The 18135-nt window shown below is 62.4% G+C and carries 18 protein-coding genes; 3 read left to right on the top strand and 15 right to left on the bottom strand.

Features of this window, described 5'->3' with window-relative positions; genetic code table 11:
* The first annotated feature begins 16 nt into the window (after positions 1 to 16).
* On the top strand, positions 17 to 559 hold the full coding sequence (gene hpt / locus GH983_RS18150) for a hypoxanthine phosphoribosyltransferase (protein WP_006724552.1): 543 nt from the start codon (positions 17 to 19) through the stop codon (positions 557 to 559).
* A 150-nt stretch (positions 560 to 709) separates the two neighbouring features.
* Entirely contained in the window at positions 710 to 1069 is a 360-nt protein-coding gene (locus tag GH983_RS18145) for a response regulator (RefSeq protein WP_006724553.1), read from the top strand.
* A 76-nt stretch (positions 1070 to 1145) separates the two neighbouring features.
* Here GH983_RS18145 and GH983_RS18140 read toward each other — a convergent pair whose 3' ends face one another.
* From GH983_RS18140 to argH, 4 genes are all read right to left on the bottom strand, one after another.
* Positions 1146 to 3818, bottom strand: coding sequence for a TIGR02302 family protein (locus GH983_RS18140; RefSeq protein ID WP_153763156.1), 2673 nt, complete (start codon positions 3816 to 3818; stop codon positions 1146 to 1148).
* A gap of 133 nt (positions 3819 to 3951) precedes the next feature.
* Entirely contained in the window at positions 3952 to 5220 is a 1269-nt protein-coding gene (lysA, locus tag GH983_RS18135) for a diaminopimelate decarboxylase (protein ID WP_153763155.1), read from the bottom strand.
* A 13-nt stretch (positions 5221 to 5233) separates the two neighbouring features.
* Complete coding sequence (locus tag GH983_RS18130) at positions 5234 to 5422, bottom strand: lipoprotein (RefSeq protein ID WP_054149963.1); 189 nt, start codon at positions 5420 to 5422, stop codon at positions 5234 to 5236.
* A 109-nt stretch (positions 5423 to 5531) separates the two neighbouring features.
* Positions 5532 to 6935: an argininosuccinate lyase gene (gene argH, locus GH983_RS18125; protein ID WP_153763154.1), complete on the bottom strand. Its 1404-nt coding sequence runs from the start codon at positions 6933 to 6935 to the stop codon at positions 5532 to 5534.
* A gap of 24 nt (positions 6936 to 6959) precedes the next feature.
* Between argH and GH983_RS18120 the strand changes: the two genes are divergently transcribed.
* Positions 6960 to 7622 carry a TlpA disulfide reductase family protein gene (locus tag GH983_RS18120; RefSeq protein ID WP_054149915.1) on the top strand — a complete coding sequence of 221 codons (663 nt, stop codon included), beginning with the start codon at positions 6960 to 6962 and terminating at the stop codon, positions 7620 to 7622.
* Positions 7623 to 7691: 69 nt separating this feature from the next.
* Here GH983_RS18120 and GH983_RS18115 read toward each other — a convergent pair whose 3' ends face one another.
* The 11 genes from GH983_RS18115 to GH983_RS18065 form a co-directional block, all read right to left on the bottom strand.
* Positions 7692 to 9251 (bottom strand): EAL domain-containing protein, encoded by a 1560-nt coding sequence (locus GH983_RS18115; RefSeq protein WP_194842749.1) that lies wholly within the window; start codon positions 9249 to 9251, stop codon positions 7692 to 7694.
* 112 nt (positions 9252 to 9363) lie between these two features.
* On the bottom strand, positions 9364 to 10386 hold the full coding sequence (locus GH983_RS18110; RefSeq protein ID WP_054149917.1) for a sulfate/molybdate ABC transporter ATP-binding protein: 1023 nt from the start codon (positions 10384 to 10386) through the stop codon (positions 9364 to 9366).
* Complete coding sequence (cysW, locus tag GH983_RS18105) at positions 10383 to 11273, bottom strand: sulfate ABC transporter permease subunit CysW (RefSeq protein WP_153763152.1); 891 nt, start codon at positions 11271 to 11273, stop codon at positions 10383 to 10385. Before cysW ends, GH983_RS18110 begins: the two co-directional genes overlap by 4 nt.
* A 3-nt stretch (positions 11274 to 11276) precedes the next feature.
* Positions 11277 to 12098 (bottom strand): sulfate ABC transporter permease subunit CysT, encoded by an 822-nt coding sequence (cysT, locus tag GH983_RS18100; protein WP_054149919.1) that lies wholly within the window; start codon positions 12096 to 12098, stop codon positions 11277 to 11279.
* Positions 12099 to 12166: 68 nt separating this feature from the next.
* Positions 12167 to 13150: a thiosulfate ABC transporter substrate-binding protein CysP gene (gene cysP / locus GH983_RS18095; RefSeq protein ID WP_069042930.1), complete on the bottom strand. Its 984-nt coding sequence runs from the start codon at positions 13148 to 13150 to the stop codon at positions 12167 to 12169.
* Between the two features lie 144 nt (positions 13151 to 13294).
* Complete coding sequence (locus GH983_RS18090; protein WP_054149921.1) at positions 13295 to 14176, bottom strand: 3-hydroxybutyryl-CoA dehydrogenase; 882 nt, start codon at positions 14174 to 14176, stop codon at positions 13295 to 13297.
* Between the two features lie 141 nt (positions 14177 to 14317).
* Positions 14318 to 15247: an electron transfer flavoprotein subunit alpha/FixB family protein gene (locus GH983_RS18085; RefSeq protein WP_153763151.1), complete on the bottom strand. Its 930-nt coding sequence runs from the start codon at positions 15245 to 15247 to the stop codon at positions 14318 to 14320.
* A 25-nt stretch (positions 15248 to 15272) separates the two neighbouring features.
* The gene (locus tag GH983_RS18080; RefSeq protein ID WP_054149923.1) at positions 15273 to 16022 is read right to left on the bottom strand and encodes an electron transfer flavoprotein subunit beta/FixA family protein; all 750 of its coding nucleotides are present in this window, start codon (positions 16020 to 16022) and stop codon (positions 15273 to 15275) included.
* 174 nt (positions 16023 to 16196) lie between these two features.
* On the bottom strand, positions 16197 to 17054 hold the full coding sequence (locus GH983_RS18075) for a rhomboid family intramembrane serine protease (protein ID WP_153763150.1): 858 nt from the start codon (positions 17052 to 17054) through the stop codon (positions 16197 to 16199).
* Between the two features lie 298 nt (positions 17055 to 17352).
* Entirely contained in the window at positions 17353 to 17931 is a 579-nt protein-coding gene (locus GH983_RS18070) for a cob(I)yrinic acid a,c-diamide adenosyltransferase (protein ID WP_153763149.1), read from the bottom strand.
* A gap of 4 nt (positions 17932 to 17935) precedes the next feature.
* Positions 17936 to 18133, bottom strand: a complete 198-nt coding sequence (locus tag GH983_RS18065) for a twin transmembrane helix small protein (protein ID WP_006728764.1) — start codon at positions 18131 to 18133, stop codon at positions 17936 to 17938.
* Positions 18134 to 18135 lie beyond the last annotated feature (2 nt).

Below are 18135 nucleotides of genomic sequence, written 5' to 3'. Positions count from 1 at the left end.
AAGCAAGGAGTTCCCCATGCCCGTAGTTCGCGGAAAGAACATCGAACCGCTCTTTACCGCCGAGCAGATCCGGCAGCGTAATCTCGAACTCGCCCAGGATATCATCAAGGGTCCCTGCGACGACCTTCTGGTCATTTCGGTACTGAAGGGCTCATTCATCTTCGCTGCCGACCTCATTCGTGCGTTGCATGACGTCGGCCTCGCCCCGGAAGTCGAGTTCATCACCCTGTCCAGCTATGGCACAGGCACGGTCTCCCAGGGCGTGAAGATCATCAAGGACATCGACAGTGACGTGAAGGGGCGCAACATCCTCCTGATCGACGATATTCTGGAGTCCGGCCGCACCCTGCTTTTCGCCAAGGAACTGATGTTCGAGCGGGGTGCCGCCAATGTCACCATTGCCGTGCTTCTCGACAAGAAAGTGAAGCGAAAAGAACAGTTTGAGGCTGATTATGTCGGCTTCGAATGCCCCGACTATTTCGTCGTGGGCTACGGCATGGATGTGGCCTATGCCTTCCGCGAACTGCCGTTCGTCGGCGTCGTCACCGGAGACGCGTGAGCTGTTTCGAAACGGAACATCTCGCCATCTGATGGCAGTGACCTGTTAACCATGGCGCCGGACTGCATGTCCGGCGTTTACCACTCGACAAGGAAAGTCTGGTGATTTGCCTCTCGCAAGGCTCAAATGACGCGGGAGAGAACTTCAACCATGGCGAGAATCCTCATCACCGAAGACGAAGACTCCCTGCGTTCGTTCGTGGCCAGGGCGCTCCGCCTCGACGGTCACGAGACGCATGAAGCCGCCGATGGCGCGGAAGGTCTCGAAAAGCTCTCCGAAGGCGCCTTTGACCTGCTTCTGTCGGATATCCGCATGCCCGTCATGGACGGCATCGAGCTCGCGCACCGCGCCCATTCCGAATTTCCGGCCATGAAAATCCTGCTGATGACCGGCTATGCCGAGCAGCGCGAACGTGCAGACGACCTCTCGGCAAAAATCGTCGACGTCGTCTCCAAGCCCTTTGCCCTGCCTGACATCCGCAAGGCCGTCGCTTCGGCGCTCGCTGGCTGAGGCAGCCGACTACATCGCTCAACAAACAAACGCCCGCTGATGCGGGCGTTGTCGTTGCTGTAAAGCCGCTAGAGGCTTACTGGATGTCAAGCAATCGCTCCAGATAACGCCGCTCGATCTCTGGGCTCGAGTTTTCACCGAGCTTCTCGCGGATCGCCTCGAGAATTTCGCGCGCGCGCTGCACGTCGATCTCGTCGGGAACCTTGACCTGCTCGCCGAAATCCGGGCCGCTGGTGGCGCGGGGGCGGCCGAGCGGATCGCGACCATCCTGGTTGCCCTGACCCTGACCCATCTGCGGACCCTGGCCACCCTCGCCCTGCTGCGCCTGCATCATCTGGTTCATCATGTCGCGAGCACCCTGGCGAAGCGCCTCCATGGCGCGTCCCTGGCCTTCGACGGCCGGGCCGCCCTGCCCCTGGCCAAGCGCCTCGCCGGCGCCCTGCATTTCCTGCTGGGCCTCGCCGAAACCGGGGCCGGGCTCCATGCCCATGCCTCTCAGGCCTTCCTGCAATTCGCCAAGCTGCTGACCAAGCTGTTCCTGCTGTTCGCGCAGCTGCCTGAGCGCCTCGCGCAGCTGTTCGGCGGTCATGCCGTCCAGGCCCTGCTGCCCCTGCTCGCCCTGTTGTCCTTGCTGGCCCTGTTGCTGCTGACCTTGCTGCTGCTGGCCCTCGGCGCCTTCTTCGCCCTGCTGCGGATCGCCGCGCTGCATGCGGTCGCGCAGCGCCTGATCCAGGCGGAAAGTCTCGTCCATCAGCCGCTGCTGCTCCTGCATGATCTCGCCAAGCTTGTCGATCTGACGGCGGGCTTCGCTGTTCTGCTGCTGCTGGCCCTGCTGCGGGCGTCCGGCCTGCAGGTTGTTCATCATCCGCTGCAGTTCCGAGAGCAGCTGCTGTGCCTGGTCGCGGTTGCCGGAGCGGGCGAGGTTCTCCAGCTGGTCGAGCATGTTGTCGAGATCCTGCTGACGCAGCATGTTCTGCGCATTCTGCTGCGGTTCGCCCTGCTGGTTGGGCATGCGCTGCGCCAGGGCCTGCAGGAATTCCTGCATGGCCGAGCGCAACTCTGCCATCAGCCGCTGGATTTCCTCGTCGGAAGCGCCGTTCTCCAAGGCATCGGAGAGAGCCTGCTGTGCGTCGCGCAGACGGCGTTCGGCCAGCGACAGGTCGCCGTCCTCGATGCCGAGCGCGATTTCCCAGAGATAGTCGGCCGTGTCCTTCAGCTGTTCTTCGCCGCGCGCCATGTTCATGCGCGCGCGAGCGCTTTCTATCGCAATGAAATTGCCGAGATCGGGGATCGTCTCGTCGGCGCGGAGCACCAGCGCCTCGTTCAGCGCGATCGCCTGCGGCATCTGGCGGGTGTCGAGGGCGAAGACCTTGCGCTGTTCGGCAACGGCTGCGGCGAGCGGCTCGTTGAAATTGCGGCCGGGCAGCAGCATCTCGATCGGCTCGCTACGACCAGTCTGGCCGGCGCCATCGGTCGCCACCAAAGTGATCTTCACCATCTGGCCGGCAAGCGGATGCTCGGTGATGTTGCGGCTGGCCACGCCCTTGGTGTCACGGGCATTGTGGCGTGGCAGGTCGAGCTTGTAGTCCGGATGCGGGTAAAGCGGCGTCGCATCGGCCTGCTCTTCCAGCGGCAGGATCTCGGCATGGGCCTCGCGCAGGCCGTAGTCGTCCTTGGCGGTAAAGGCGATTTCGAGCGCCCCGTTGATCGCGCGGCGCGGCGTGCCGTCAAAGGCAATCTCGGGTGCTCTGTCCGGTGTGACGCCGATCGTCCAGGTTCTGTCGGCAACCCGCAATTCGCCGGCCTCGTTCAGTTCCAGCTCATGGGTGCGCGCCACCATAGGGGCGTTCGGCGCCGGCGCTGGCGGCGGCGTCGGGACAGCCGTCTGACTGCTTGCGTCGATCTCGGAGCCGGCCGTGGGCCTGCGGGCTGCATCGTCCTTCTCGGCTACGTCGAGAACGGCGCCATCCGATTGCTGGACGAAGAGGACCTTCTCTTCCGACGGCCCACCGCTGATGCGCACGGTCACCTTTGACTTCTGCGGCACGGTCACGCCGGCTGCGTCCTGGGTGCCGAGACCCGAGAGGAAGACCGGCGGCTGACCTGTATAGCCGGGTGGGGTGATCCAGGCGTCGATACGGATCGCTGGTGCCTCGCTTTCCGGCACATGCTGGCGGAAGGCATCGGCAATCTGGCCTGCGCCATTGGAGCCGGAATAGGCGAGCGCCGTGACGAAGAGCAGGGCCGGCACGGCGCGCAGCGCGTAACGGTCATAGCGGGCGATGTCGGGCTGCGGCAGGCCGGCGTCGAGCGCTGCGATGCGCTCTGCCATGCGCCGTTGATGCTCCTGCCAGAGCGCCCGGGCAAAGGGCGTCTCGGCCGCAATCTGGTCGTCCTGGACGGCCACCGGCTGGTGGGCGAAGCCATTGCGCTCTTCAAGCAGCCTGTCCGCTTCCGGAATGCTCGGCAAGCGTAACTTTAGGAAGGGCAGGAAGGAGGCGACAAAGGCAAAGACGAGGATAAAGACGATCGCTAGGCGGACGAGATCCGGGACCTCACGATAAACGCCGAACCAGGCAAGCGCGACGAAGAGGGCGGCAATGCCCGCGACCGGCAGGAAGAGCGGCAACAGCCGCTCGGCAAACAGCACGGACCGTGCGAGCACACGTTTGACGCCGACGCGCCGCGCAAGCTTCGGGTCGTCCTTGAAGGCGCCTTTCCTGTGGCCGGCCGGGCGGGAAGAGCTCATCCGTCTGGTCTCCGAGAGCGCCGCGCATCGTCACGGCTGATTGTTCTCGAAGATAGCAGTCTTTGTGGCGAAGACGAGGGCGGCAAGGAAAAGCGGCAAGCTTTTCCCGCCTCATCGCCGAATTGTGAATGGATCAGGCCAACCAGTCGGGCACGCTGTCGAGCGCGATCAGGTCCTCATAGGTCGGACGCGGGCGAATCACGTGGAACTCGTTGCCGTTCACCAGCACCTCCGGCACCAGCCGGCGGGTGTTGTAGGTGCCGGCCTGCACGGCGCCATAGGCACCAGCCGAACCGACAGCGATCAGATCGCCGGGCTTCGGCATCGCCATCTCGCGGTCGAGCGCCAGGTAGTCGCCGGTCTCGCAGACGGGGCCCACGACATCGGCCTTGATACGCGGGGCGTTCGCTGCCGAAATCACCACGGGTTTGATCTCGTGATAGGCCTCGTAGAGCGTCGGGCGGATCAGGTCGTTCATCGCCCCGTCGACGATGACGAAGGTCTTGTCGCCGCCGTCCTTCACATAGATGACCTCGGTCACCAAGATACCGGCATTGCCGACGATCAGGCGGCCGGGCTCGGTGACGATGCGGCAGTTGAGGCTCGACAGCTGGTCCTTGACGATCCGGGCATAGGCATCCGGCTCCGGCGGCGGGTTGTTGTCGTCCTTGTAGGGAATGCCAAGGCCACCGCCGACATCGACGTGATCGATGGTGTGGCCGTCGCCGCGCAGCGTCTCGACGAGCTCGCGCAGCAGGCGGAAGGCGTCTTCGAAGGGCTGCAGATCGGTGATCTGGCTGCCGATATGCATGTCGATCCCGGAAACCTTTATGCCGTCCAGCGTCGCCGCCCGTGCATAGACGGCACGCGCGCGCTCATAGGAAATGCCGAACTTGTTTTCCTTCTTGCCGGTCGAAATCTTAGCATGGGTCTTGGCATCGACATCAGGATTGATGCGGAAGGAGACATGCGCCTTTTTGCCGGCCTTGATAGCGCGCTGGTTCAGGATTTCCAGTTCCGGCTCGCTCTCGACGTTGAAGCAGTAGATGCCGGCTTCGAGCGCCAAATCCATCTCGCTCGGCGTCTTGCCGACGCCGGAGAACATGATGCGCTCTGCCGGGATGCCGGCTGCCAGCGCGCGGCGGAGTTCGCCTTCCGAGACCACGTCCACGCCGGCGCCGAGGCGACCCAGCGTCTTCAGGACGGCCTGGTTGGAATTGGCCTTCATCGCGTAGCAGACGAGGGCATCGACGCCGTCGAAGGCTTTGGAGAAGACCTTGTAGTGGCGCTCCAGCGTCGCGGTCGAATAGCAGTAGAAGGGCGTGCCGACGGCACGTGCGATTTCGGGAATGGCCACGCCTTCGGCGTAAAGAACGCCGTCGCGATACTCGAAGTGGTTCACGGGTTAAGCCCTGTCAAAGAAGCGGATCGAGAAGGAAGGGGCTGTCCGGCGTTGCCGGCGCCTCGGCGCCACGCTGGTTCTGCTGGCTGGCAGGAGTGCTCGGCGGATCGAGATCGCCCTTGCGGCCGCAGGCGGACAGAGCCAGCGAGGCGGCCAGCGCAATAGAGAGCGTAAGCGTCGTGCGTTTCAGCGAATTCACCATGACCCGGTCCATAGAAATGTTGTTGCTCTAGGCTCTAGCGAAAAAAGGGGCGCTTGTGCACCCCTGATCTCGTGATGTGTCCCGCAAGTGCGAGTGATCAATTGCATTCTCAGTTGCGCGCCCGCCACCAGGCAATCTGCTTGCGCACTTCCGAGGGCGCGGTTCCGCCAAAGCTCTTGCGGCTCGCGACCGAGGCTTCCACCGTCAGGACGTTGAAGACGTCGGCCGTGATTGCCGCATTGATGCTCTTGAGTTCTTCCAGCGAAAGCTCGGCTAGATCGCAGCCCTTCTTCTCGGCCATGGCAACCGCATTGCCGGTCACATGGTGCGCATCACGGAAGGGCAGGCCGGCTTCGCGGACCAGCCAGTCGGCCAGATCGGTCGCGGTCGAGTAACCCGAACCGGCAGCCGCCTTCATGCGGTCGGTGCGGATGGTCATGTCGGTGACCATGCCGGTCATGGCGGCAATCGCCAGTTCCAGGCTCTCGGCGGCGTCGAAGACCTGTTCCTTGTCTTCCTGCATGTCCTTGGAATAGGCGAGCGGCAGGCCCTTCATGACGGTCAGCAGCGCGATCAGCGAGCCGTTGATGCGGCCGGTCTTGGCGCGCACCAGTTCGGCGGCGTCTGGGTTCTTCTTCTGCGGCATGATCGAGGAGCCGGTCGAAAACGCGTCCGACAGGCGGATGAAGCCGAATTGCGGCGTCGACCAGATGACGATCTCTTCGGCCAGCCGCGACAGGTGCACGGCTGAGATCGAGGCGATCGAGAGGAATTCCAGCGCGAAGTCGCGGTCGGAGACGGTGTCGATCGAGTTGCGGGTCGGCTCGCGGAAGCCGAGGGCCTGCGCCGTCATGTGTCGGTCGATGTTGTAGCCTGTGCCGGCAAGCGCTGCAGCACCGATCGGGCTTTCGTCGAGGTGTTCGATTGCATGGCGCACGCGCTGGCGGTCACGGCCAAACATCTCGACATAGGCCATGCAGTGATGACCGAAGGTCACCGGCTGGGCCGTCTGGAGATGGGTGAAGCCAGGCATCACGGTGTCTGCATGTTCTTCGGCGCGGTCGAGGAAGGCCGTTATCAGGCCGGACAATGCCTGTTCCGTCTTCTGCAGCTCTTCCTTCACCCAGAGGCGGAAATCGAGTGCCACCTGGTCGTTGCGCGAGCGGGCCGTGTGCAGGCGACCGGCGGCCGGGCCGATCAGCTCGGCGAGGCGGGCCTCGACGTTCATATGGATGTCTTCGAGCTTGCGCGAGAAGACGAACTGACCGCCCTCGATCTCTGACAGGATCGTGTCCAGGCCGTGAAGGATCTTGTCTTTATCTTCGTTCGAGATAATGCCTTGGTGCGCCAGCATGGTCGCATGCGCCTTTGAGCCGCGGATATCCTGGGCGTAAAGCTTCTTGTCGAAACCGATGGAGGCATTTATCTCCTCCATGATGGCCGAAGGGCCCGAGGCGAAGCGACCGCCCCACATCTGGTTGGAGGATTTGGTGTCTGTAGAGTCCTCGGCCATGAAGTGCCCGTCCTGGAGAATGACATGACAGAAAAAAGACCTGAGGGTCTCTTCCCCACCAAGCTGGTTGCGATTGCGGCGGTAGCCGGCATCGTCGCCGGCGCGGCTGCGGTATACGTGAAGCAGACCATGTCTGGCAATGCCGTGGAGACAGCGGATGCCGCGCAATGCGAGGGTTCTGTCGCCAGGGCAGAAGCCATCACGCCCTATCTGAAAGGCGATGTCGCAGCGATGATCCCCGTCAGCGAACCGAAGCTCATCCAGGGTCTTACCTTCCAGGACAAGGAAGGTACACCGATGACCATGGCAAACTTCGCCGACAAGACGGTGCTCATCAATCTCTGGGCCACCTGGTGTGTGCCCTGCCGCGAGGAAATGCCCGCCCTCAACAACCTGCAGGAGGCAACTGGTGGGGAAGCCTTCCAGGTACTCGCCATCAACATCGACACCGGCGATGTCGAAAAGCCGCAGACCTTCCTCGAGGAAACCGGCGTCGACGCACTCGGCCTCTATCGCGACGCCTCCATGGGTGTCTTCAATACGCTGAAGCGCGAGGGGCTTGCCTTCGGCCTGCCGGTAACATTGCTCGTAGACGGCAAGGGCTGTCTGCTTGGCAGCATGAACGGCCCTGCCGTTTGGGACGGCGCGGACGCCAAGGCGCTGGTGACGGCTGCCGCGACGCAGTGACCGAATTCTAGCGCATGAGGTGAGGGAAGCTGTCCGGCCTTGCTCGGCAGACGGCGCCGTGCTCGCTCACTAGGCTGCTTTCGGCAGAGGCGTCAGGCTATTCTCGACCCTGGCAATCAGGTCGCTCGCCGGCAAAGGCTTGGCGTAGAGATAACCCTGACCCTCCTTGATGCCGAGGTCCAGGAGCTTGCTCCGCTGTTCTTCGGTCTCTATCCTTTCGGCCACGACCTCCATGCCGAATTTCTCGGCAAGCGAGATCAATGCTTCGACCAGAACGCTGGACTTCCTGTCCAGGGCCACGCTGTCGACGAAGTACTTGTCGATCTTCAGATACTGGGCCTGAAGGGCATGAAGCGATGAAAGTCCGTTATGCCCGGTTCCTGCATCGTCGATCGCCAGCCTGATGCCAAGCGTTGCAAGTTCCCGCGCAACCTGCAATGCAGACTCGAAGTCGGAAATCGGCTGACGTTCCGTGATCTCGATGACTAGCTGGGTGGGGTTCAATCCGGCTTTTGCGATCATTGCGGCCAGATTTTCGACAAATCCTGCACCGAGAAGCTGGTCCGGGGTCACGTTGAACGAAAGCTTGAGTGTCTCGTGGCGTCGGAGCAAGTCGCCAATCTCTGAGCCTGCCCTGCCGAGGAGGACTGATGTCAACGTGTCGATCCGACCATTGTTCTCGGCCAGCGGAATGAAGACTGCCGGCGAGACGCTGCCGCCATCGGGCTTGGTCCAGCGTGCCAGCATTTCGAAACCGGTCATCCGGCCGGTCGCAAGGCAGAAGAGCGGCTGGTAGACCGGATGCACATGTCCTCTGGAAAGAGCGTCGTCCAGCTGCCGCAGCGGCGTTGGCGGACGCACCAGACCTCTGGCGCCGAGATAACCCAGTCCGAGCGAAAACAGCCCGGCGATCACGATGATGTCGCTGCCGAAGCTGCTGTTCCAGGACCCGATGACAGCTTCTTCGATCATCAGCCTGACGCGGATGGGATAGCGCTCGGAGGCTTTCATGAATTCGCCAAACGGTCCGTCCAGTCCGGCAGCACCCTCTGGCTCGTAGCTCGATACGACCTGCTGATTGCTGAGCGTCATCTCCATCAGTGCATGGTCGCGCAGCTCGCCGGGCAGGATGTCGAAGAGAAGGCCTGCCGTGGCGAGGAAGGCGGTCAGGCTGCCATCCTCGGTCGTCCATCGCACCATCAGGCCTTTCCATTCCTCGGCCTCGATGGGAGCCAGTTCATAGGCGGGATTGATTGCGGGCACTGGATCGGAAGCAGCGAGGGCCGCCTGAAAGACCTGTTCATGGGCATTGTCGGCCCAACATGTCGCCTTTGCCGAGGAAACACGGATTTCCCGGATGGAGACGGAACGGAAGGCTATGTCTTCAATGGCCTTGTTGACGGACGGCGAGCAGCCATAGGGACCCTGTGCGCCAAGCTCGCCCATGCTCATGACTGCAAGATCGATCTGGCGTTCCAGCCGGATCACAGCGGCCGTCAATATGTCATTCAGTTGCTGCCGGTTCGCCTGAGCGACGAAAGACTGCGCGATCAGCCAAAGACTGCCAGCGACGAGCGCCGCAAGCGCGAGGGACGCTGCGGTCAATTTCAGTCGAACTCTCGTCGTCACGCTGCCACCCATGATGGCAAGGCTGGCAAACAATCCTTAAGATTGGCTCAAAGACCCAAGCCTGAACCGTCTCTGGATCATTCACAATCAGGAGAGCAGCGCGGAGCTTGGCTCACAGCTCGTAAATCCGCGGCCGCAGGATTTCGATGAAGCCCTGATCGCCCTTCGCCTTGGCGAAGTCGGGGGACACGTCGAATTCGACGATCGTGTCGCCCGCGGTCTTGGCCAGCACCCGGCGCGAGCCCGGGCGATCAAGGACCCGCTGGATTGTCGCTGCCACACCCTTCGATGCGTCGTCGCTCCACACGACATCAGTCGGACGGAAAAGAAGCTCGGCCGGGCCGTCCTTCAAACCTTCCGCGGCATAGGTCATGTTGCCGACGGTCGCCTGTCCATTCGACACACTCGCCTTCAGCGTGTTGGTATCGCCGAGGAAGCGCATGACGAAGGCGTTGGCCGGATGACGGCAGACCTCTTCGGGCGTGCCCTGCTGAACGATTTTACCCTTCTCAAGGATTACCACGCGGTCGGCGAGGTCGAGTGCCTCTTCCTGGTCATGGGTGACGAAGAGCGTGGTGATGCCCAGCTCGTCATGGATCGAGCGCAGCCAGCGGCGCAGGTCGCGGCGGACATTGGCGTCGAGTGCGCCGAAGGGCTCGTCGAGCAGCAACACGCGCGGATCGACGGCGAGTGCACGGGCGAGTGCCACGCGCTGCCGCTGGCCGCCGGAGATCTGGCCGGGGAAACGTTCGCCGAGACCGGAAAGCTGGACGAGGGAAAGCAGGTCTTCGACACGACGGTCTATTTCGGCCGTCGAGCGCTTCACCTTGGACACCTTCATGCCGAAGGCGATGTTCTCTGCCACCGTCATATGCGGAAACAGCGCGTAATGCTGGAAGACGAAGCCGACGCCGCGGTCACGCACGGGAATGTTTGTCGCATCCTCTTCGCCGAAATGGATCTGGCCGCCATCGGCAAATTCCAGGCCGGCGACCATGCGCAGGATGGTCGTCTTGCCGGAACCCGAAGGGCCGAGCAGCGCCACCAGTTCGCCGCTCTTGATGTCGAGCGACACGCCATGCACGGCGCGGAAGGTTTCGAAGGTCTTGACGACCGTGTCGAGGCGAATGTTCACGAATTCATCTCCGAAGTATTGCCGGCGAGCGTGGCCGGTCGGTTCCGGCGTCCTGCGCCCTGGCGTTCGAGCAGAACCTTGGCCACGAGCGTGACCAGTGCCAGCGCGGCGAGCATTGAGGCGGCAGCGAAGGCGCCGACGGCGTTGTAGTCCTGGTAAAGCAGCTCGATATGCAGCGGCAGCGTGTTCGTCTGGCCACGAATGTTGCCGGAGACGATCGACACCGCGCCGAATTCACCCATGACACGCGCATTGCAGAGCACCACACCATAGAGCATGGCCCATTTGATGTTGGGCAGCGTCACCGACAGGAAGGTGCGCAAACCGCTTGCGCCCAGCGAGGTTGCAGCCTCCTCGAGATCGCGCCCCTGCGCCTGCATCAGCGGGATCAGTTCACGGGCGACGAAGGGTGCGGTCACGAACATTGAGGCGAGCACGATGCCAGGCAGGGCAAAGAGAACCTTCAGCCCGGCGCTGTCGAGGGTGGGGCCGAAAATGCCCTGCAGGCCATAGACGAAGAGATAGGCGACGCCGGCCACGACCGGCGAGACCGAGAAGGGGATCTCGATCAGGATGATGAGCAAGCGCTTGCCGCGAAAATCGTGCTTGGTGATCGCCCAGGCGGCGGCCACGCCGAAGATAGTGTTGATCGGCACCGCGATCAGCGCTGTCAGTACCGTCAGCCAGATCGCATGACGCGTGTCGGGGTCTGCGATCGTCTCCAGGAAATAGGGAAGCCCCCTGGAAAACGCTTGGATGCCGATGACCGCCAGGGGCGCTACGACGAAAAAGGCCACAAGCACGAGGACCATGCCGATCAGCGTGTATTTGAAGAGGGGCGCATCGCCGACGCGTGGCGTGCGTCGATTGTTCGTGACGTGGCTCATGGTTCAGCCTTTCACCGTGTAGCGCAGCGCGCGGGCCTGCATGTAGTTAGTGACCGCCAGCATCACGAAGGCGGCGATCAGCATGACGGAGGCGATCGCGGCGGAGGCCGGATAGTCGTATTCCTCGAGCCGGATGAAGGCGAGAAGTGCCGTGATCTCGGTCGAGAAGGGCTGGTTGCCGGCAATGAAGATGATCGCGCCGAATTCCCCCAGGCTGCGGGCGAAGGCGAGCGATGTGCCGGCAAGCAGCGCCGGCGTCAGAAGTGGCAGGATCACGCGGCGGAAGATCGAAAGGTCGCTGGAGCCGAGCGTCTGGCCGGCCTCTTCGAGCGCCGGATCGAGCTCTTCCAGCACCGGCTGTACCGTGCGCACGATGAAGGGCAGGCTGGTGAATGCCATGGCAATCATGATGCCGAGCGGCGTATAGGCGACCTTGATGCCGATCTCGCCTAGTGCTGCGCCAAACCAGCCGTTGGAGGCAAACAGGGTGGTGAGCGAAATGCCAGCGACGGCCGTCGGCAGCGCAAACGGCAGGTCGACCAGCGCATCGACAATGCGGCGCCCTGGGAAACGATAGCGCACCAGCACCCAGGCGAGCGCCAGGCCGAAGACGAGGTTGAACAGGGTCGCGACCAGCGCCGAGCCGATCGTCACGCCATAACTCGCCACAGCGCGTTCGGAAGAGACGATGCGCCAATAGTCTGCGGGTCCGAGGCTCGCGGCCTTGAAGATCAGAGCTGCCAGCGGCAACAGGATGATGATCGCGGCATAGACCAGCGTGATCCCGAGGGACAGTCTGAAGCCCGGCAATACGCGGCGTTTCAACGTCGTCGTCCTTTCATGAGAAAACCGGCGGATGATCCGCCGGTCCTGAAATCGATTGGAGACCGTGCTTAGCGGCTGCCATAGATCCCATCAAGGATGGCACCCTCTGCGAAATGCTCCTCGGAAACCTTGGCCCAGCCGCCGAAGACGTCTTCGACGGTGACGAGACGGATCTCGGGGAACTGGTCCTTGTATTCGGCAGCGACCGTCTCGTCATGGACGCGGTGGCCGAAATCGGCGGCGATCTTCTGACCTTCCGGCGAATAGAGGAAGTCGAGATACTTCTTGGAGAGTTCCTGGCTTCCCTTGGCATCGGCGACCTTGTCGACGATCGCGACCGGGAATTCGGCAAGCAGGCTCACCGACGGCACGACCTGCTGGAACTTGTCCTCGCCATACTGCTTGGCGATTGACTTGGTCTCGGCTTCGAAGGTGATGATCACGTCACCGGTCTCGCGCTCGACAAAGGTCGTCGTCGCGGCGCGGCCACCGGTGTCGAAGACCGGCACGTTGTCGAAGATCTTTTCGACGAATTCGGTCACCTTGGCCTCGTCGCCGGCAAACTTCTCCTTCGCATAGGCCGTTGCCGCCAGATAGGTGTAGCGGGCATTGCCCGAGGTCTTAGGGTTCGGGAAGATCACCTGCACGTCGTCACGGGCCAGATCGTCCCAGTCCTTGATGTTCTTCGGATTGCCGGCGCGCACCAGGAAGGACGGGAAGGAATAGAAGGGCGAGGCATTGTTCGGGAATTCCGACTGCCAGCCTTCGTTGATGAAACCGTTCTTGGCCAGGAATTCTACGTCCGTCACCTGGTTGAAGGTGACGACGTCGGCTTCCAGACCCTCAACGATGGCGCGTGCCTGGCGCGAGGTACCGCCATGCGACTGATCGATGCTGACGCCCGGATTGGCCTTGATGAAGGCTTCGTTCTGGGCGGCGAAGATCTCGCGGGCGATGTCATAGGAGGCGTTGAGCAGCTTGTCAGCGGCGCTGGCCGAAACGGGCAGGGACAGGGCAGCGAGGGCGGCGCTCAAGAGCAGGAGGCGTTTCATGGACTGGTACTCCGGTATGCGGGGGATCTCTATCTGCCCCGCAAACTAGAGGGTCGGCCCGCCCCTTCCGAGGAATGGCCGACCAATGATTGCCCGGAGGGGCAAATATCTTTCCGCCGGAGGGTCCCCCGCCGGAATGGTCCATCAGCGCGTCGGAACCGGCACTTCGCCGCGGTAGTCGTAAAAGCCGCGGCCCGACTTGCGACCCAGCCAGCCGGCCTCGACATATTTGACCAGCAGCGGGCAGGGACGGTACTTCGAGTCCGAGAGGCCCTCATGCAGCACCTGCATGATCGAGAGGCACGTATCGAGACCGATAAAATCGGCAAGCTGCAGCGGGCCCATCGGGTGGTTGGCGCCGAGCTTCATTGCCGTGTCGATCGCTTCGACCGAGCCGACGCCTTCATACAGCGTGTAGATCGCCTCGTTGATCATCGGCAGCAGGATGCGGTTGACGATGAATGCCGGGAAGTCTTCGGCGACCGTGATCGTCTTGTCGAGCGAGGAGACGAAGTCCTTGGCGGTGGCGAAGGTGGTTTCATCGGTTGCGATGCCGCGCACCAGTTCTACGAGCTTCATGACCGGGACCGGGTTCATGAAATGGATGCCCATGAAGCGCTCTGGCCGATCTGTGGCAGAGGCAAGGCGGGTGATCGAGAGCGACGAGGTATTCGTTGCAATCAGTGCCTCTGGCTTCAGAACCGGGCAGAGTGTCGCGAAGATCTTGCGCTTGACAGTTTCATCCTCGGTCGCTGCCTCGATCACGAGATCTGATGGAGCGAGGTCGTTGACGTCCGACGAGCCGGAGATCAGCGCGAGTGCGGCCTTGCGATCCTCGTCAGTGATCTTGCCATTGGTGACCTGTCGGGCGAGGTTGCCGTTGATGGTGGCGAGGCCTGCCTCGATCCTCTCCTTGGAGAGATCGTAGATCGTGACCTTGTAGCCGGCGGCGGCGGCGACCTGGGCAATGCCACAGCCCATCTGGCCGGCACCCACGACACCCACATTGCTGATCTTGTCCGTCATCGTCTCGCTCCTCACCCGTTCTCGTCTTCACTCAAGAAGATGGCACCGACAAAAATGCCGGACCCGCTCATCGCGGACCCGGCTGATTGATAGACCGCAAAGGTTTCTTTGACCAGTCCTTTCGCAGTTGCGAAAGGGTGATCAGAGCGCCTTCTCGAGCTCCGGCAGGGCCTCGAAGATGTCGGCGACGAGGCCGTAATCGGCAACCTGGAAGATCGGTGCTTCCTCGTCCTTGTTGATCGCGACGATGACCTTCGAGTCCTTCATTCCGGCGAGGTGCTGGATGGCACCGGAGATGCCGCAGGCGATGTAGAGCTGCGGGGCAACCACCTTGCCGGTCTGGCCAACCTGCCAGTCGTTCGGGGCATAGCCTGCATCGACGGCCGCACGAGATGCGCCGACGGCGGCACCCAGCTTGTCGGCTACAGGCAGGATCACTTCCTGGAACTTCTCCGAGGAGCCAAGCGCACGGCCACCGGAAATGATGATCTTGGCCGAGGCCAGTTCCGGACGGTCGGACGAGGACAGCGCATCGGAAACATAGCTGGATACGCCGGGGTTTGCAGCGGCAGCAATGCTTTCTACGGCAGCAGACCCACCTTCACCGGCAGCGGCGAAGGAGGCTGTGCGAACGGTGATCACCTTCTTGGGATCGGTCGACTGCACGGTCTGGATGGCGTTCCCGGCATAGATCGGACGCTTGAAGGTGTCGGCAGAGACCACTTCAGTGATTTCCGAGACCTGCATGACATCAAGCAGGGCTGCGACGCGCGGCATAACGTTTTTGCCGACCGAGGTCGCGGCCGCAATGATCGTGTCGTAGGAGCCGCCAAGCGAGACGATGAGGGCCGCGAGCGGCTCTGCAAGGTTGTTGCCGAGCGAAGCGTCGTCGGCGAGCAGCACCTTGGAGACGCCCGAGAGCTTTGCAGCCGCATCGGCGGCAGCCTTGGCGCCAGCACCGGCCACCAGCACATGCACGTCGCCACCGATCTTGGTGGCGGCCGTGAGCGCCTTCGCGGTCTGTTCGGAGACGGTCGCGTTGTCGTGTTCTGCGAGAAGAAGAATAGCCATTTTACGTTTCTCCTGTCAGTTCCGCTTACAATACGCCGGCTTCGTTCTTGAGCTTGTCGACAAGCTCTGCCACCGACTTCACCTTGATGCCCGCCTTGCGGCCACCCGGCTCCTCGGTCTTCAGAACCTTGAGGCGCGGTGCGACGTCGACGCCGAAGTCGGCCGGGGCCTTCTTGTCGAGCGGCTTCTTCTTGGCCTTCATGATATTGGGCAGCGAGGCGTAGCGCGGCTCGTTCAAACGCAGGTCGGTGGTGACGATCGCCGGGAGCTTCACGTCGATGGTCTGCAGACCGCCGTCGACTTCGCGGGTGACGGTCGCCTTGTCAGCGCCAAGCTCGAGCTTGGAGGCAAACGTCGCCTGGCCCCAGCCGAGGAGAGCCGCCAGCATCTGGCCGGTCTGGTTCGAATCGTCGTCGATCGCCTGCTTGCCGACGATGACGAGGCCCGGAGCCTCAGCCTCGACCACGCCCTTCAGGAGCTTGGCGACGGCGAGCGGCTCGACGGCTTCGTCTGTCTCGATCAGGATGCCGCGGTCAGCGCCCATGGCGAGTGCGGTGCGGATGGTTTCCTCGGCCTTGGCCGGGCCAATCGACACGATCACCACTTCTTCGGCCTTGCCGGCTTCCTTCAGCCGCAGCGCCTCCTCGACGGAGATCTCGTCGAAGGGATTCATGGACATCTTGACGTTGGCGAGCTCGACGCCGGAACCATCTGGCTTGACGCGGATCTTGACGTTGTAATCCACAACCCGCTTGACTGGGACGAGTATCTTCATGGGTTCCTCTCTTCAAATCTTCTGCCGGAAAATGCGCGCTGATGCGCTCCGCCGTTTGTCGATTGGCGACATCGATACGCATTTTTTTCCCAAACACAACGATCGATGCCGTTTGGCGGACAGCAATAATTTACGTTGACGTTCACGTCAATACTTTGCCGCCGCGACCTCTTGTCATCGTCCCCAGTGGGTGACCTTGCGAACCGGTTGCGATGCCGTGGTTTTTGCGCCGTTTTCTGCCTCGTCCCTGTCCCGGGCTCTCGTGTCGCCGGCCGGTCTTTGCCCCCAGGGGCCTACTGTGGCGACATCCACGGTGGGCGCGGCGTGTTCGACAGCCTTGGGTGTCACGATCGCCCGATCGAAGAGCGGCACACCCGGACGTCGCAAAAAGAGCACCAGGATCGCCCCGGCGATGATGCCGCCGACATGGGCGCCCCAGGAGACATTGCTGTCACCGTCGATCACCAGCATCACGAATTGCTGGCCGACCCAGAAGAGAAGCGGGATGAAGGCCGGGAGCGGCAGCGGAAAGCGCATGAAGACCAGCACCCAGACGCGCACCTTTGGGTGCAGCATCAGATAAGCCGCAACCACGCCCGATACCGCGCCCGACGCCCCGATCAGCGGCGCTTCGCTCGCCGGCATAACCAGCCCATGCACGAGCGCGCCGGCGGCCGCGCAGGCAAGGTAGAAGAACAGGAACTTGAAGTGCCCCATCGCATCCTCGACATTGTCGCCGAAGACCCAGAGGAAGAGCATGTTGGAGCCCAGATGAAGCCAGCTGCCATGCAGGAAGGAATAGGTGACGTAGGTCGCCCCCTCCGGCACCAGCACCAGCCGCGGATCGAGCTCGGCAATATCGAAGGCGACGGCCGGTATGAAGCCCATGCCATAAACCCCGATCTCGTAGAGCGCCTCCGGTGCCAGTGTCGCCAGCGCATGGGTCACGACATTGGCGAGAATCAGCCCCAAGGTCACATACTGCTTGCGGATGTGCTTCAGCGCGTTTCGGTCGTGCAGGGGAATGAACATCGCGCCTCGTCGGGTTCGCCGGAGTTTGTTGGGCGGATGCTAGCGCAGGTTGGGATGCGGGGACAGGGGGGCGTACCACACAGGCAGTTCCTGCCTCCCCCTTAGCGGGGGAGGACGGAAAATCGAAGGCTTGAGGTCCGCGCAAGCCGCCTAAACTTCAGATTTTCCAAGAGTGGGGCAAAGTTGCGCGGGCAGAAACCTCAGCAGGCCCCCTCTTGCGAAATCTGAGGTTTGCCCCTGATCGGGCCAATTCCCCGATTTCGCTTTCTCCCCCGCAAGGGGGGAGATATGTCGTCGCCTACCGGTTCTTCCCCGGCACCCAGAGAATATCCGCCCTGCCGCCATCATTCGCATGACGTGCCGCGACAAACAGAAAATCCGACAGCCGGTTCACATATTTCAGCGCCGGCTCGCCCACTTCCTCGCCGTCGAAGCGCGACAATTCGACCATGATGCGCTCGGCACGACGCGAGGTGGTGCGCGCGAGGTGCAGATAGGCTGCAGCGGGCGTGCCGCCCGGCAGGATGAAGGATTTCAGCGGATCGAGATCGGCGTTCAGCTGGTCGATTTCCTTCTCGATCCGGTCGACCTGGGCCTCGATCACGCGGAGCGGCTCGTAGGAGAGCACCTCGCCGGTTTCGGGGGCTGCGAGATCGGCGCCGAGGTCGAAGAGGTCGTTCTGGATGCGCATCAGCATGGCGTCCAGTTCCGGCATCTCTCCCGTGTGGAGCCGGGCGATGCCGATCGCTGAATTCGTCTCGTCGATCGTGCCATAGGCGTCGACGCGCAGGTCGTGCTTCAGGCGGCGCGGGCCTGTCACCAGTGCCGTGGTGCCGTCATCGCCGGTGCGGGTGTAGATCTTGTTGAGCTTGACCATGGTTTCAGCGTCCCCCGCCCGTCAGCCAGAGTGTGAGCATGATCAGCGCGATCGCGATCGCCTGCAGCACGATACGGGCCTGCATCAGTTTGTTGGATGTATTGCCGTCGCCGCCTTTCAGCATGTTGAAGAGGCCTCGCAAGAGGACGAGGGCGACAAGCCCCATGACGATGATGGCGAGGACATAGGTGAATGTGGACATAA

It is taken from the genome of Agrobacterium sp. MA01, assembly GCF_009650195.1.
In the GTDB taxonomy this organism is placed as follows: Bacteria; Pseudomonadota; Alphaproteobacteria; order Rhizobiales; family Rhizobiaceae; genus Allorhizobium.
Note: the sequence above shows the minus strand (reverse complement) of the source record. Positions and strands in the feature narration are given on the sequence as shown.

What these genes read in the sequence shown, in the direction of transcription:
- hpt (WP_006724552.1), top strand. Translation starts at nt 17, where the DNA reads ATGCCCGTAGTTCGCGGAAAGAACATCGAACCGCTCTTTACCGCCGAG.
- GH983_RS18145 (WP_006724553.1), top strand. Translation starts at nt 710, where the DNA reads ATGGCGAGAATCCTCATCACCGAAGACGAAGACTCCCTGCGTTCGTTC.
- GH983_RS18140 (WP_153763156.1), bottom strand. Translation starts at nt 3,818, where the DNA reads ATGAGCTCTTCCCGCCCGGCCGGCCACAGGAAAGGCGCCTTCAAGGAC.
- GH983_RS18130 (WP_054149963.1), bottom strand. Translation starts at nt 5,422, where the DNA reads ATGGTGAATTCGCTGAAACGCACGACGCTTACGCTCTCTATTGCGCTG.
- argH (WP_153763154.1), bottom strand. Translation starts at nt 6,935, where the DNA reads ATGGCCGAGGACTCTACAGACACCAAATCCTCCAACCAGATGTGGGGC.
- GH983_RS18120 (WP_054149915.1), top strand. Translation starts at nt 6,960, where the DNA reads ATGACAGAAAAAAGACCTGAGGGTCTCTTCCCCACCAAGCTGGTTGCG.
- cysW (WP_153763152.1), bottom strand. Translation starts at nt 11,273, where the DNA reads ATGAGCCACGTCACGAACAATCGACGCACGCCACGCGTCGGCGATGCG.
- cysP (WP_069042930.1), bottom strand. Translation starts at nt 13,150, where the DNA reads ATGAAACGCCTCCTGCTCTTGAGCGCCGCCCTCGCTGCCCTGTCCCTG.
- GH983_RS18090 (WP_054149921.1), bottom strand. Translation starts at nt 14,176, where the DNA reads ATGACGGACAAGATCAGCAATGTGGGTGTCGTGGGTGCCGGCCAGATG.
- GH983_RS18085 (WP_153763151.1), bottom strand. Translation starts at nt 15,247, where the DNA reads ATGGCTATTCTTCTTCTCGCAGAACACGACAACGCGACCGTCTCCGAA.
- GH983_RS18080 (WP_054149923.1), bottom strand. Translation starts at nt 16,022, where the DNA reads ATGAAGATACTCGTCCCAGTCAAGCGGGTTGTGGATTACAACGTCAAG.
- GH983_RS18075 (WP_153763150.1), bottom strand. Translation starts at nt 17,054, where the DNA reads ATGTTCATTCCCCTGCACGACCGAAACGCGCTGAAGCACATCCGCAAG.
- GH983_RS18070 (WP_153763149.1), bottom strand. Translation starts at nt 17,931, where the DNA reads ATGGTCAAGCTCAACAAGATCTACACCCGCACCGGCGATGACGGCACC.
- GH983_RS18065 (WP_006728764.1), bottom strand. Translation starts at nt 18,133, where the DNA reads ATGTCCACATTCACCTATGTCCTCGCCATCATCGTCATGGGGCTTGTC.